The following is a 14,156-nucleotide window of genomic DNA, read 5'->3' on the forward strand; positions in this document are numbered from 1 at the left end:
GCCGTCCCCGGATTGAAAGGAAGGTATTGAATGAAAAAATCCTTGAAAAAGCTGCCTCTTATCATTGTGCTTCTTCTGGCAGCCGCTATTTATTATTATGTAACCATCCCGGCCTTCAACATCCACTCCACTGGAACCTGGATGTTTCTCATCTGCGGCTGGGCCGTCATTGTTTTTTTATTTTCTTTTAGAAAAATCCGTTTTACAAAGAACGGAAAGCTGGAGTATGAAAAGGAAAAAGGATTCACCTTCGCCAAGCTTGGTTTTGGAATTCTGGGCCTGCTGGTTCTGGTTTTACTGGTGGGAAGCCTTTTGTCCTCGCCCATTATCAATGCGAAAAAGTACCAGCAGCTGCTCACGGTGGAAAATAGGGAGTTTGCAGAGGACATCAAACCTGTAGACTACAACCAGATTCCCCTTCTTGACAAAGCCTCCGCCGAGCTTTTGGGCAACCGGAAAATGGGAACCATGGTGGAGTACGTATCTCAGTTTGAGGTCAGCAGCATTTACAGCCAGATCAATTATCAAGGGAAGCCTGTCCGTGTAACGCCCCTGGTCTATGCCAGCCCTATAAAATGGCTGACCAACCAGGCCGACGGCATTCCGGCTTACATTATGATCGATATGGCGACCCAGGAGACGGAGTGCGTCAAGCTGGCGCAGCCTATCCGGTATTCCATGTCCGAGTATTTTGGGCGGAATATCTACCGCCATCTGCGTTTCAATTATCCCACCTATATCTTCGATCAGCTCAGCTTTGAGATTGACGACGAGGGAACGCCTTACTGGATCTGTCCGGTGAAGCAGTTCAATGTAGGCCTGTTCGGCGGCCAGACCATCGGAAAGGTGGTTCTGTGCAATGCCGTTACCGGGGAAACCCAGAGTATGGACGTGGATCAGGTTCCGGAGTGGGTGGATCGCGTTTATCCGGCAGATTTGCTGGTGGAGCTTTATGATTATCACGGTATTTTGAAAAACGGCTATTTTAACAGTATCTTAGGACAGAGGGATTGTCTGCGGACGACGGACGGCTTCAATTACATTGCCATGGACGACGACGTGTGGGTATATACCGGCGTAACTTCCGTATCGGGAGACGAGTCTAATGTAGGTTTTGTGCTGATGAACCAGCGGACGATGGAGACACGGTACTATACCTGCGCCGGCGCGGAAGAATATTCCGCCATGTCCTCAGCAGAAGGACAGGTACAGAACTTAGGCTACCGGGCCGCCTTCCCCCTGCTGCTCAATATATCCGGAGAGCCTACCTATTTTCTTGCCTTAAAGGACAGCGCGGGTCTGGTGAAGAAGTATGCCATGGTGAATATCCAGCGTTATCAGATAGTGGCTATCGGCGATACGGCGGCAGAGTGTGAAAAGGCTTACCGCTCTCTGATGGCGGAAAATCAGATTACAAAGACAGATGCGGATGCCATCCAGGAACGGACGGGCGTTATCCGCAAGATTACCCCCGGAGTGATTGACGGCAATACCTATTATTATCTGATGCTGGAAAACTCCGAGGACATTTTTGAAATCAGTCTGTCTGATTTCGTCGGAATCGTCCGCTATGAGCCTGGAGACCGTATTTCCATGGGCTGTCTGGAAGGGACGGACACCTGGGAGGTTGTAGAGCTTAAGTAAGAAAGGAATTCAAAATGGAACAGCTCATCAGTCGGCTGCAGAAGCCTCAGTGTGCCGCAGCCTTGTTTGCAGAATGGGAAGAGACCCTTATCTGGTCCTGCCTCCAGGGCGTTATGGGCGGTGTATACGGCGATCATCCCAAGGAGCCGGCCTCTGCGGCAGCGATCCTTGGCGATTTCTGCTTTCTGGCCGGAAAGCCAAGCCATGCTCTTGCCTCATATAAGCCGGAGGGCAGCAGCCGGGATTTTATCATCATGATTCCGCAAAACGAGGCATGGGGCAGGGCTATCTTGGAATGCTGGGGGAAAAAAGCAAAGGAAGTCACACGGTATGCGGTGAAAAAAGACCCGGATGTATTTGACCGGAAAAAGCTTTTGGAAATGGCTTCCCGGCTGCCTGAAGGATGTGTCATAAGGCCCATTGATCAAGAACTGTACCTTCGATGCAGGAACAGGGAATGGAGCCGGGATTTGGTGGGCCAGTACCGGAATTTTGCAGAATATGAGAGGCTTGGACTTGGCTTTGCCGTCTTAAAGGGCAATGAAATCATAGCGGGAGCGTCCTCTTATTCTGCTTATCAGGAAGGGATCGAGATCCAGATTGATACCAGAAGGGATCACCGCAGAAAAGGGCTGGCCCGCGCCTGCGGCGCCGCATTAATTCTGGAATGCCGAAAGCGCGGCCTGTATCCAAGCTGGGACGCCCAGAATCCGGAATCCCTGGCCTTGGCCCGGCAGCTTGGCTATCAGATGTCTCATCCCTATACGGCTTATGAAGTTTTGTTGTGAAAAAGAGAGACATATCTCCCCTTGCTCACCGGGGATAGGAAGAAGAGTAGCAGTATGAGCAAAATCCTAATTGTCGGCGGCGGAGCTGCCGGGATGATGGCCTCTGTATTTGCCGGACGCAATGGCCATGAGGTTCATCTTTTTGAAAAAAATGAAAAGACAGGAAAGAAGCTCTATATCACAGGCAAGGGCCGCTGCAACCTTACCAATGCCTGCGAGATGGATACGCTGTTTGAGAGCGTCTGCACCAATGGAAAGTTTCTTTACAGTGCTTTTTACGGCTTTACCAATGAGGATGCCATTGATTTTTTTGAAAAGGCAGGGGTTCCTCTGAAGATAGAGCGGGGAAACCGGGTGTTTCCAAGGTCGGACCGCTCGGCCGATGTACTGGACGGGCTGCGCCGGCAGATGAAGCAGGCGGGAGTCCAGGTGCATCTGCATGCGGAAGCGGCAGACATTATAATAGAAGAAGGACATGCCGCCGGCATCTGTCTGTCTGACGGAAAGCAGATTACAGGGGACGCCGTTATCATAGCAACCGGCGGCCTCTCCTATAGGAGCACCGGATCCACTGGGGACGGATACCGCTTTGCCGAGAAGCTGGGGCATAAGGTAACCCCCTGCCAGCCGGCTCTGGTTCCCCTTAATATCCGTGAGCCTTTTGTAAAAGAGCTCCAGGGACTTTCCCTGAAAAATGTGGAAATCTGTATCCGAAACGGCAAAAAGGAGCTTTACCGGGAATTTGGGGAGATGCTCTTTACCCATTTCGGCGTCAGCGGCCCTCTGATTCTCACGGCCAGCAGCCATGTAGGAAAGCTTGCTGCCAGGCAGGAGTTAACCATGGTTCTGGATCTGAAGCCGGCTCTGACCATGGAACAGCTGGATCAGCGGATTCTCCGGGATTTTGAGGAGCATAAAAATAAAGCTTTTAAAAATGCCGTCACCGGACTTTTTCCGGCAAAGCTGGTTCCGGTTATGATTTCTTTAAGCGGCATCAGCCCGGACAAGAAGATTCACGAGATCTCCCGGGAGGAGCGGCAGCATTTTGCATCTCTTATCAAGCATCTGGAAATGACCGTCACCGGGCTTAGGGGCTTTGAGGAAGCGATTATCACCCGGGGAGGGGTGTCCGTTAAAGAAATCAATCCTTCCACCATGGAATCTAAGCTGGTTCCGGGACTCTATTTTATCGGAGAGGTTCTGGATCTGGACGCAGTTACCGGAGGCTTTAACCTGCAGATTGCCTGGTCTACCGCTTATGCGGCTGGGAACGGGGTCTGATGTACCAGCGGCTTTACCCTTTAGTGCTGTCGCACAGCGACTTTTAATAGGAGGAGTATGATTATGAGTTACCAGATTGCTATTGACGGCCCGGCGGGCGCCGGGAAAAGTACAATTGCCAAGGAGATTGCCAAGAGACTTGGATTTATTTATGTGGATACGGGAGCTATGTACCGTGCTATGGCTTTGTATCTGCTGCGCAAGGAGATTCCCATGGATGACTCTGGGAAAATCAGCGACGCCAGCCAGGCGGCGGATATCACCATTGCCTACAAGGACGGGCTTCAGCAGGTGCTTCTTGACGGGGAGAATGTGACGGGGCTTTTGCGCACGGAGGAGGTTGGGAATATGGCTTCTGTTTCCTCGGCCAATCCGGATGTGCGGAAGAAGCTGGTTGAGCTGCAGCAGGAGCTGGCGGGCCGGGAGAACGTAGTGATGGACGGCCGGGATATCGGAACCTGCGTGCTTCCGGCTGCCGATGTAAAGATTTATCTGACGGCTTCTGTAGGCTGCAGGGCGAAGAGGCGGTTTGACGAGCTGACGGCTAAGGGTGAGGCCTGCGATCTTGCAGTGATTGAGGCAGATATTGCGAAGCGTGATCATCAGGATATGACACGGGAACATTCACCTCTTCGGCAGGCGGAGGATGCGGTTCTTCTGGATTCTTCGGAACTGACGATTCAGGAGGTTGTGGAAAAGATACTCGCGCTTGTTAAAAGGTGATGGGGAGTGTTATGGCTGTGGTAAGAGGGTATGGTGCTGTTTTTTGTTTGGGAATTTTAGAATGAAGAGGGGATTTTTGTGGGAATTCGGTATGGTTTGAGTGTTTCGGAATTGATGGATTTCTTTTGTGAGGGGGAGCATCGCGGATTTTCTGAGGCGGAGATTGAGGCGGCGGAGAAAAGGGTGGGGGTGTCTTTTCCTGTTTGTTATCGCAGATTTCTTTTGGAGTATGGGAAGGATGATGTGAATACAAGGCATAATCAGCTGAATAAGCCTCCGGAGGAGATTTTTACTTCTTATGAGGCGGTTCGCGAGACCCTTGAGGAATGGGAAGAGGAGTTTTTGGATGCTGGGAGGAATGGATGCCAGGGGGATTATGCGGATAATGCGTATTTTACGCTGCGACAGCTTCCAGAAGCGGAATGGGGGACTGTTACGGACAATTATTTGCTGATCTGGGCGGAGAATCAGGGAGTCTGGAATGCGGGATATTTGATAAAGGACTTGCAGGACGGGGCGGCGGATCCTCCGGTTTATATGAGTACGGAGGATGATTTTGTTACTTTTAAAAGGTGTGCGGATAATACGGAGGTGTTTTTAAAGGGGATGCTTGCGGAGGCCGCGTATGGCTATCACAGTAAGGAACGGTATACAAAACTGCCGGAGATTGAGAAGGCGCTTGAAAAGAGAGGGATTGATCCAGAACGGCTGGAAGCGGCTGGCAATTGTCTGGATACGGAGCTGGAACGGCTGTATTTTTATACGGTTAGCGGTGATTATTATGATTTGATTACGGCCAATCGGAGAGAGCAGGATAGGGAAGAGATGCAGCAGCAGATGTTTCAGGCCCTGCAGTCGGCTCCAAAACCAAGGTATCAACCGTATCATTTGCGGCTTACAACAAGCCAGGAAAAGGATTTGGGTATGAAACGTCCCCGCAAGCCGGGTGGGATTGCCGTTCATCCTATTGTGGCTTTTGCAATGAAGGAATATTTTAACCGCCTTCCCCTGACGGCCTATGACTGGGGGAAGGACTTAGGTCGTATGAAAACTTTGAAGCTGGAGCCAAGGGGCAGGAAGGAGGGGACGGATACGGTTTATATTTGTCCGCCTTCTGAGTATTTTCCGCCGGAGCCTTATTACTATGATCTTTATGACTGGTCCATCATCGGGAAAATGACCGGACTGCGGACCCTTGTCATCGAGCATATTTATGTGGATGATTTTTCCTTTTTAAGATATTGTAGAAATGTACGCAGGCTGTCTTTGTACGGCACGAATTTTTCTGATTGCAGACTTTTGCTGGAAATGCCGAATCTGAAGGAAGCGGATCTGCATCTTTGTCCCTTAGAGCATGAGGAAATTTTGGCTGCTTTGTCCATAAGCTGCCGCAGATAAGATATGGAATGTTTTTATATCTTGTCGGATATCGTTTGCCTTAAACGGCCAATGCCAAATAAAAGTAATAAAAGAAAGGATCCCACTATGGAAGTAAAACTCGCCAAAACCGCCGGCTTCTGTTTCGGCGTGCAAAGAGCCGTTGACACGGTTTATACCCAGATAGAAGAAGGAGCATTTCCCATTTACACGTATGGCCCCATCGTACATAACGAAACCGTGGTACAGGAGCTGGAAGAGCAGGGCGTCCGTGTCCTAAGTACAAAGGAAGAGTTGAGCAGCTTAAAAGAGGGAACCGTCATCATCCGTGCTCACGGCGTAGGAAAGCATATCTATGATCTGCTGGAAGATAAAGGAATCCGCCTGGTGGACGCCACCTGCCCCTTTGTCCGCAAGATCCACCGCATCGTCCAGAAGGAAGGCGCAAACGGCCGGAAGATTCTGATCATCGGCAATGCCAGACACCCGGAGGTAGAAGGCATCCGCGGCTGGTGCAGTACCTCCTCCTATGTGGTTGAATCCATAGAAGAGGCCCAAAATTTCACCGTGGATCCCAGGGAAAAGCTTTGCGTCGTATCGCAAACGACATTTAACTACAAGAAATTTAAAGATATGGTTGAAATTATTTCGAAAAAGGGTTATGATATAATTGTTTTAAATACGATCTGTAGTGCCACAGAGGAGCGGCAGACGGAAGCCAGGCAGATTGCATCCCAATCAGATGCCATGATTGTCATAGGCGGAAGCCACAGCTCCAACACGCAGAAGCTATTTGAAATATGTAAGAAGGAATGTGAAAATACTTACCATATACAGAAACTAGAGGATTTGGATTTAAAGGCATCGCAATCCATTCGTTGCGTAGGTATTACCGCAGGGGCTTCCACCCCAAAGAAAATTATTGAGGAGGTTCAAAAACATGTCGGAATTAAGTTTTGAACAAATGCTGGAAGATTCATTAAAAACAATACGGAATGGAGAGGTTGTCGAGGGCACTGTTATTGATGTCAAAGAAGATGAGATCATCTTAAACATAGGCTACAAATCAGACGGTATTCTTACCAAGAACGAATACAGCAACACTCCGGTGGATCTGACCACCTGCGTATCCGTCGGCGATACCATGGAGGTTAAGGTACTGAAGGTAAATGACGGGGAAGGACAAGTACTCCTTACCTATAAGAGACTGGCAGCCGAGAGAGCAAGCAAGCGGCTGAAAGAAGCATTCGAGAATGAAGAGGTAATTACCGCAACCGTAACCCAGGCCCTTGACGGCGGCTTGAGCGTTGTTGTGGACGAGTCCAGAGTATTTATTCCTGCCAGCCTGGTATCCGACACCTATGAGCGGAATCTTGCCAAGTATGAGGGGCAGGAGATCAGCTTTATTATTACAGAGTTCAATCCCAGAAGAGGCCGAATTATCGGCAACCGCAAGCAGCTTGTCGTTGCTGAGAAGGCAGAGCTTCAGAAGGCTTTGTTTGAGCGCATCCAGGTAGGCGACGTGGTAGACGGCGTAGTAAAGAACGTCACGGATTTCGGCGCCTTTGTGGATCTGGGCGGCGCTGACGGCCTTCTGCATATCTCCGAGATGTCCTGGGGCCGTGTGGAGAATCCCAAGAAGGTATTCAAGGTAGGCCAGGAGATCACGGTTCTGATTAAAGATATCAACGATACCAAGATTGCTTTGAGCCTGAAGTTTGAGGATCAGAATCCCTGGTTAGATGCGGCTGTTAAGTATGCACCGGGCAACATCGTAGAGGGAAGAGTAGCCAGAATGACGGATTTCGGCGCTTTTGTAGAGCTGGAACCGGGTGTGGACGCCCTTCTTCATGTATCCCAGATTTCCAGAGAGCATGTAGAGAAGCCGGCTGATATTCTTGCAATCGGCCAGGAGATCGAAGCAAAGATCGTAGACTTCAATGAAGAGGATCGGAAGATCAGCCTGAGCATGAAGGCTCTTCAGGCATCCCAGAGTGAACCGGAAGAGGAATATGATGAGGACGTGGCAGACGTAGATATTGATGCAGTTGCCGCTGAGGAAGAGTAAGCATCCATCGGACGGCTCCGGCATATTATTTGCAGAAATTAAAGAGTGAGATAAGTGACGGGAGGACAGGCACGAGCGTGCGTGTCCTCGCGCCTTGTAAAGAGAGACATTCTTTTATTTCAGGAATCAGGCCCTGCATGATCACAAAAGAAAGTAACGGCTGTAGGAAGAGAGGAACTTATGGCACATTCAACTTTTAAAGGCGGGATTCATCCCCATAAACGGAAACGATTTACCAGAGAAAAGCCCATCCGGGAGTATTATCCCAAGGGAGAGCTGGTTTATCCGGTGTCCCAGCATATAGGAGGCCCGGCCGTTCCCATTGTAAAGGTGGGAGAACGGGTGTTAAAGGGGCAGGTCATTGCCAAAGCGGACGGCTATATCTCTGTCCCCATCCATGCATCGGTGTCCGGAACCGTAACGGCCATTGAACCCCGAATGACCGTTTCCGGCAATGCGGTGTTATCCATTGTAGTGGAAAATGACAATCAATATGAGCGTATCCCGATTGAAAGCTTCCGTCCCTGGCAGGAGCTGGAGCCGGGGGATCGGATTCTGCAGATTCAGCGAGCCGGAATTGTGGGTATGGGAGGCGCGGGTTTTCCCACTCATGTGAAGCTGGCAGTAAAAAATCCAAAGAAAATCCGTACCGTAATTGTAAACTGCTCTGAATGCGAACCCTATCTGACCTCAGACTACCGTCGGATGGTGGAGAATCCGGAGTGGCTTGTGATGGGACTTAAGATGATCTTAAGCCTCTTTGAGCGCGCCGTAGGCATCTTTGCCATTGAGGACAGCAAGCGGGATGCTGTCACGGCGCTGCAGCTTGCCTCCGGAAAGGAAAGCCGGATGGAGGTAAAGGTACTGGAGACCAAGTATCCCCAGGGTTCTGAGCGGATGCTGATTTATGCCTGCACAGGAAAAGAGATCAATTCTTCCAAGCTCCCTGCGGATGCAGGCTGTATTGTCCACAATGTTGATACGGTCTGCGCCATTTACCAGGCTCTGGCCTTTGGACGTCCCCTGACAGAACGGGTGGTGACGGTGACGGGAAAAGCCCTTGTGAATCCCCGGAACTTTAACGTTCCCATTGGAACCAGCTTTGCAGAGCTCATTGACGCGGCGGGCGGTTTTTCCGTGGAGCCTAAGAAGCTTGTGGCAGGAGGCCCCATGATGGGAATCAGTCTTTTCGATCTGAATGTGCCTGTTGTCAAGACCTCATCCGCCCTGCTCTGTATGACAAAGGACGACGCGGCGCGCTTCCGGCCAAGCGCCTGTATCCGCTGCGGCTCCTGTGTGGAGGCATGTCCGGAGGGGCTTCTGCCTGCAAAGCTGGCAGAGCTGGCGGAACATTTTAAGGAAGAAGAATTCCGGTCTATGTACGGTATGGAATGTATGGAATGCGGAAGCTGCAGCTATGTGTGCCCGGCCAGGCGGCATCTGACCCAGTCCATCCGGGCCATGCGCCGGGGGCTTCTGGCAAAGGGAAAGAGGTAGGAGAGGAGAAGCTTAGATGGAAAATAAAAGAAATGTATCGGTAGCTCCTCACATCAGAGGAACCATGTCTACCTCCAAAATTATGAGGCTTGTGATTCTGGCCCTGCTGCCTGCGGCCGGATTTGGCATCTACAATTTCGGCATCCGTGCCCTTTATCATATGATTGTGTGTATTGTAACCTGTGTGCTTACGGAATTTACCTATGAGGCCTTTGCAGACCGGCCTGTCGCAATCGGAGATTTCAGCTCTGCGGTTACCGGGCTCTTACTGGCCCTGTCCCTTCCGGTCAATGCGCCCCTCTGGATTGGATTTGCAGGCGGTGTGTTTGCGATTCTGATTGTGAAGATGCTCTTTGGTGGAATCGGGCAGAATATCGTGAATCCGGCTTTGGCGGGACGCTGCTTTCTTCTGATTTCCTTTGCAAGGCATATGACCAGCTTTGCCTGCGACGCCTACACCGGCCCCACGCCTCTGGAAGCCTTGAAACAGGGCGATGCGGTAGATCCGCTGTATCTTATTTTTGGAAATACGGGAGGGTGTATCGGAGAGACCTCTGCCCTGGCCATTCTGCTTGGGGCGGTCATTCTTCTGGGATTCGGAATTATCAATCTGCGGATTCCGGCCTCCTGCTTTGCGGTGTTTACCGGAATGCTGATTTTCTTAGGGGGAAGAGGCTTTGACGAGATCTACCTGGTTCAGGAGCTTTGCAGCGGAGGGCTGATGCTTGCCTTCTGGTTTATGGCCACGGACTATACCACTTCTCCCATTACAAAAAGGGGGCAGCTTCTCTACGGAGCCATCATCGGTGCCCTGGCCGCTGTGTTCCGGCTGTACGGCAGCGCCCTGGAGGGCGTATCCTACGCCATACTTCTGACGAATCTTCTGACGCCTATTATTGAAAAGATAACGGTTCCAAGAGCCTTTGGGCGAAGACGTTAGAATCCAGTTTCATTTAAAAGCCTTCGGAGTAAAGAAGCCCGCCTTCCCGGGTGAGAAAGACGGCCCGGACATCCTTCAGGCTGTTTATGAGCTCCATCCCTTTCTGGGGTCCCATCAGGAAGCAGCAGGTGCTTAAGGCATCTCCGTCCACGGAGTGATCGGAAATGATGGTCACGGAGGCCAGTTCATTTTCGCAGGGATAGCCTGTACCGGGATCCAGCAGGTGGTGGTAGAGGATACCGTCCTTTGTAAAGCAGCGCTCATAGATGCCGGAGGTTACCACAGACTGATCGGTGACGGAAAGGGCTGTGACAGCAGATACCGTATCTGCAAAGGGCTGGCGGATGCCTATCTGAAAGGGCGTGCCGTCCGGGCGGTTTCCGATGCAGAGCACATTGCCTCCCAGGTCGATCAGGGCGCTTTTCACCCCTTCTTCTACCAGGTATTCCTTGATGCGGTCGGCAATGTAGCCTTTGGAAACAGCGCCCAGATCCAGGATCATGCCCTCATCCATGGAAATGGTATGATCCTGAATGTGGACTTTTCCGGCATCAATCAAGGGAAGGGCCGCTTGAATCCGGGCATCCTCTGGAACCTCCGGCTGCTCTGCGTGAAAATCCCACAGACTGGAAACAGGCCCGATGGTTGGATCAAAAAGACCTCCGGAGATACGGCTGTAGGAGAGAGCCGTCTCCAGAAGCTCCTCCGTTTCCGGGGAGAGATTGTTTTTTAGACCCTGGTTGATCTGATAGATTTCACTTGTCTCCCGGGTACGGCTGAAAAGATCTTCATAGTAATCGCAAAGCTCCATGGAATGCTCCAGGAGCGATACGTCCGAAGAATCATAGATTGTTATGGTTACAACTGTATTGAGCTTAAAGCTTGTTTTCGTAATAGGTTCCGGCGCCTTTTTGCAGCTTCCAAGAAAAAGGCACAGAAGGAAACAGAGTATAACGGGGAAAAGGGAGTGAATGCTACGCTTCATGGACAGCCTCCTTTCGTTGTACTATTGTATCGGATCGGAGAAAGGGCTGTCAAGGGGACATGTTACGGAACTCTAATCAGTAATATCCTTCACAATGCACAAATCGATTTACAGACGCAGCTTTAAGCGGCTGGAAATTGATTTCATATCCGTGTATTGTGAAGGATATTGCGGAACTCTTAATGGAGGGTAATTTTATATGGATGAGAGTAAGACAGGGCGCATGACGTCCCAAAAGTATGAAGCAATAAAGGAGGTAGGCCTTCCGCGCACCATTCATCTGGTCCCTCTGGACATTGTGGGCGGCTTTGAAGTGCGGCCCGGCTTTTATGATGTGAACGGGGCTACAGCTATTCCGGGAGGTGTAAACTTCACGGTTCATTCCCACGGGGCGACTTCCATTGAGCTTCTTCTGTTCCATCGGGAGCAGGACGAGCCCTTTGCCGTGCTCCCCTTTCCCCAGCATTACCGCATCGGCAATGTATATTCCATGATTGTGTTTAAACTGAATATCGAAGAATTTGAATATGCTTACCGGGTAGACGGGCCATACGAGCCGGAGAAAGGGATGATTTTTGACAAGAACCGCTATCTTCTGGATCCCTATGCCAAGGCCGTTACAGGGCAGAGTGTGTGGGGCGCCTCCTTCTCTGCAGATAAGCACTACAAAGCCCGGGTGGTTAAGGATGATTTTGACTGGGAGAATCTGCAAGCGCCTCTTTTGCCTATGGAGGATCTGATTATCTATGAGCTTCATGTCAGGGGTTTTACAAAGCATGAGTCCTCCGGGGTTTTTGAGCCTGGCACCTTTGCGGGTCTGAGGGAAAAGCTTCCCTATTTAAAGGAACTGGGAGTCAATGTGGTGGAGCTGATGCCGATTTTCGAATTTGACGAGATGCAGGATTACCGCCAGGTAGACGGACAGGAGCTTTACAATTACTGGGGTTACAATACAGTGAGCTTTTTTGCCCCCAATACCAGCTACACGGCCAGCACGGAATACAATCGCGAGGGCAACGAGCTGAAAAGCCTCATCCGGGATTTCAATGAGAACGGCATCGAGGTTTACCTGGATGTGGTGTTTAACCATACGGCGGAGGGCAATGAGAACGGGCCCTTCTTCTCCTTCAAGGGTTTTGACAACAATATTTACTATATGCTTACGCCGGACGGGAAGTATTACAACTTCAGCGGCTGCGGCAATGCCCTGAACTGCAACCATCCCATTGTGCGTCAGATGATTCTGGACTGTCTGCGCTACTGGGTTACCACTTACCGGGTAGACGGATTCCGTTTTGATCTGGCTTCCATTCTGTCCCGGAATGAGGACGGAACGCCTATGAGCAATCCGCCCCTTCTCCAGTCCCTTGCTTTTGACCCCATTCTGGGAGATGTAAAGCTGATTGCCGAGGCCTGGGACGCAGGCGGGCTGTACCAGGTGGGAAGCTTCCCCTCCTGGAACCGGTGGGCGGAATGGAACGGACGTTACCGGGATGATCTGCGCCGGTATCTGAAAGGAGACGCCGGCATGGCCCAGGCGGCTGTCCAGCGGATCAGCGGCTCCCAGGATATCTACGGGGTCCTTTCCCGTGAAAATGCCTCCGTGAACTTTATCACCTGCCACGACGGCTTTACGCTGAACGATCTCTTTTCCTACAATAACAAGCACAATGAAAAAAACGGGTGGAACAATACGGACGGCGCCAATGACAACAACAGCTGGAACTGCGGTGTAGAAGGGGAGACAAGGGATCCGGCCGTTCTGGCCCTGCGCTGCCGTCTCATGCGCAATGCCTTTGCAGTGCTGATGTGCAGCCGCGGAATTCCCATGTTCCTGGCCGGAGATGAGTTCTGCAATACCCAGTTCGGCAACAACAACGCTTACTGCCAGGACAATCTGACCTCCTGGCTGGACTGGCGGCAGCTTCGCGAGCACCAGGGAATGTTCCGGTTTTTCAAATATATGATTCAGTTCCGCAAAAGCCATCGGGTGCTGCGTACCAATGTCAGCAACGGGGCTCTCGGCTTCCCGGATGTGAGCTTCCACGGAACCAAGCCCTGGAAGGAACAGTTTGAGGAATACGATCATTATATAGGCGTTATGTTCGCCGGACAGGAAGCCGGCCAAAGACCGGAGGTGGTTTACCTTGCCTCCAATGCTTACTGGGAGGAGCTTGAGGCAGTTCTGCCTGCCCTGCCCAGGGAAATGCACTGGGAGGCTGCGGCAGATACCTGGGAGGAAGAGCAAAAGCCCGGAAGAATTGTGAGAGGAAATCTTGTCATTAAGGCCAGAAGTGTGATAGTTCTGGTGGGGAAGACAGGGCCCTCCTAAGACTGGATAGGAAAAGGCGCTGCCGTGAAATGAGACACCGGATTTTTCGGATGTCTCATTTCCTGGCAGCGCTTTTTAAGCAAATTCATCCACATAATTCCCCATATCGTCCGGGGAGGCAGAAGGCCGGGCCTGGGCCGTCTCATCTTCTTTGCCGTTTTTCCGGTTTCGAAGCTCTTCTAACTGGCGTTCTAGCTTTTGGATTTTCTGCTCCAGTTCCCTTACCTTGTCCATATCCTTTGCTTTTTTTGCTTTGTCCTTCTCTTTATTCAGTTGTAACAGCTTTTGCTCCAGAGTTTTGATCTGGGACTCTTCTTTAGACCCGGAAGCTCCTCCCTGGAGGGCAGGGGTTCCGGCGCTTATAGAATGGATGCTCATAGATAATCACCTCGTTTTTTTCAATCATAAAGCCTTCCTGTGGGAAAATCAATTCTTCCGATGTGAAAAAGCAAGAGAATGTCACGAAATGATAAAAAAAGCTGCAAATAGGATGGATGAAATCTGACGTCAGTGTGAATTGT

General features: G+C 50.8%; 12 protein-coding genes. 10 read left to right on the forward strand and 2 right to left on the reverse strand.

What is annotated here, in order from left to right:
- Nucleotides 1–30: 30 nt before the first annotated feature.
- The 9 genes from VV089_RS07220 to VV089_RS07260 all read left to right on the forward strand — a co-directional run bounded on the left by VV089_RS07220 (nucleotide 31) and on the right by VV089_RS07260 (nucleotide 10,318).
- Entirely contained in the window at nucleotides 31–1,644 is a 1,614-nt protein-coding gene (locus tag VV089_RS07220) for a CvpA family protein (RefSeq protein WP_334335424.1), read from the forward strand.
- 14 nt (nucleotides 1,645–1,658) lie between these two features.
- Complete coding sequence (locus tag VV089_RS07225; RefSeq protein ID WP_334335425.1) at nucleotides 1,659–2,432, forward strand: GNAT family N-acetyltransferase; 774 nt, start codon at nucleotides 1,659–1,661, stop codon at nucleotides 2,430–2,432.
- Between the two features lie 54 nt (nucleotides 2,433–2,486).
- On the forward strand, nucleotides 2,487–3,713 hold the full coding sequence (locus tag VV089_RS07230; RefSeq protein WP_334335426.1) for an NAD(P)/FAD-dependent oxidoreductase: 1,227 nt from the start codon (nucleotides 2,487–2,489) through the stop codon (nucleotides 3,711–3,713).
- Nucleotides 3,714–3,776: 63 nt separating this feature from the next.
- The gene (cmk, locus tag VV089_RS07235) at nucleotides 3,777–4,436 is read left to right on the forward strand and encodes a (d)CMP kinase (protein WP_334335427.1); all 660 of its coding nucleotides are present in this window, start codon (nucleotides 3,777–3,779) and stop codon (nucleotides 4,434–4,436) included.
- Between the two features lie 78 nt (nucleotides 4,437–4,514).
- On the forward strand, nucleotides 4,515–5,834 hold the full coding sequence (locus tag VV089_RS07240; protein ID WP_334335428.1) for an SMI1/KNR4 family protein: 1,320 nt from the start codon (nucleotides 4,515–4,517) through the stop codon (nucleotides 5,832–5,834).
- A gap of 87 nt (nucleotides 5,835–5,921) precedes the next feature.
- Nucleotides 5,922–6,773, forward strand: a complete 852-nt coding sequence (ispH, locus tag VV089_RS07245; protein WP_172544357.1) for a 4-hydroxy-3-methylbut-2-enyl diphosphate reductase — start codon at nucleotides 5,922–5,924, stop codon at nucleotides 6,771–6,773.
- A complete protein-coding gene (gene rpsA / locus VV089_RS07250; RefSeq protein WP_172544356.1) occupies nucleotides 6,754–7,881 on the forward strand; it encodes a 30S ribosomal protein S1 in 1,128 nt (375 codons plus the stop codon). Before ispH ends, rpsA begins: the two co-directional genes overlap by 20 nt.
- Nucleotides 7,882–8,061: 180 nt before the next feature.
- Complete coding sequence (rsxC, locus tag VV089_RS07255; protein WP_172544355.1) at nucleotides 8,062–9,378, forward strand: electron transport complex subunit RsxC; 1,317 nt, start codon at nucleotides 8,062–8,064, stop codon at nucleotides 9,376–9,378.
- Between the two features lie 16 nt (nucleotides 9,379–9,394).
- On the forward strand, nucleotides 9,395–10,318 hold the full coding sequence (locus VV089_RS07260; RefSeq protein ID WP_334335429.1) for an RnfABCDGE type electron transport complex subunit D: 924 nt from the start codon (nucleotides 9,395–9,397) through the stop codon (nucleotides 10,316–10,318).
- A gap of 13 nt (nucleotides 10,319–10,331) precedes the next feature.
- Here the strand turns inward: VV089_RS07260 and VV089_RS07265 are convergent, their stop codons facing one another.
- Nucleotides 10,332–11,303, reverse strand: coding sequence for an FAD:protein FMN transferase (locus VV089_RS07265; protein WP_334335430.1), 972 nt, complete (start codon nucleotides 11,301–11,303; stop codon nucleotides 10,332–10,334).
- A gap of 223 nt (nucleotides 11,304–11,526) precedes the next feature.
- On the opposite strand from VV089_RS07265, the gene glgX reads away from it, so the two are divergent.
- On the forward strand, nucleotides 11,527–13,635 hold the full coding sequence (glgX, locus tag VV089_RS07270; RefSeq protein WP_334336224.1) for a glycogen debranching protein GlgX: 2,109 nt from the start codon (nucleotides 11,527–11,529) through the stop codon (nucleotides 13,633–13,635).
- A 75-nt stretch (nucleotides 13,636–13,710) separates the two neighbouring features.
- Here glgX and VV089_RS07275 read toward each other — a convergent pair whose 3' ends face one another.
- Entirely contained in the window at nucleotides 13,711–14,013 is a 303-nt protein-coding gene (locus tag VV089_RS07275) for a hypothetical protein (protein WP_334335431.1), read from the reverse strand.
- Nucleotides 14,014–14,156: the final 143 nt, after the last annotated feature.

It is taken from the genome of Candidatus Merdisoma sp. JLR.KK011, from assembly GCF_036941125.1.
Taxonomy (GTDB): Bacteria; Bacillota; Clostridia; order Lachnospirales; family Lachnospiraceae; genus Laedolimicola.

Coding starts and splice junctions, on each gene's coding strand:
- rsxC (WP_172544355.1), top strand. CDS start 8,062: ATGGCACATTCAACTTTTAAAGGCGGGATTCATCCCCATAAACGGAAA.
- rpsA (WP_172544356.1), top strand. CDS start 6,754: ATGTCGGAATTAAGTTTTGAACAAATGCTGGAAGATTCATTAAAAACA.
- VV089_RS07265 (WP_334335430.1), bottom strand. CDS start 11,303: ATGAAGCGTAGCATTCACTCCCTTTTCCCCGTTATACTCTGTTTCCTT.
- VV089_RS07220 (WP_334335424.1), top strand. CDS start 31: ATGAAAAAATCCTTGAAAAAGCTGCCTCTTATCATTGTGCTTCTTCTG.
- VV089_RS07225 (WP_334335425.1), top strand. CDS start 1,659: ATGGAACAGCTCATCAGTCGGCTGCAGAAGCCTCAGTGTGCCGCAGCC.
- VV089_RS07275 (WP_334335431.1), bottom strand. CDS start 14,013: ATGAGCATCCATTCTATAAGCGCCGGAACCCCTGCCCTCCAGGGAGGA.
- VV089_RS07260 (WP_334335429.1), top strand. CDS start 9,395: ATGGAAAATAAAAGAAATGTATCGGTAGCTCCTCACATCAGAGGAACC.
- cmk (WP_334335427.1), top strand. CDS start 3,777: ATGAGTTACCAGATTGCTATTGACGGCCCGGCGGGCGCCGGGAAAAGT.
- VV089_RS07230 (WP_334335426.1), top strand. CDS start 2,487: ATGAGCAAAATCCTAATTGTCGGCGGCGGAGCTGCCGGGATGATGGCC.
- ispH (WP_172544357.1), top strand. CDS start 5,922: ATGGAAGTAAAACTCGCCAAAACCGCCGGCTTCTGTTTCGGCGTGCAA.
- glgX (WP_334336224.1), top strand. CDS start 11,527: ATGACGTCCCAAAAGTATGAAGCAATAAAGGAGGTAGGCCTTCCGCGC.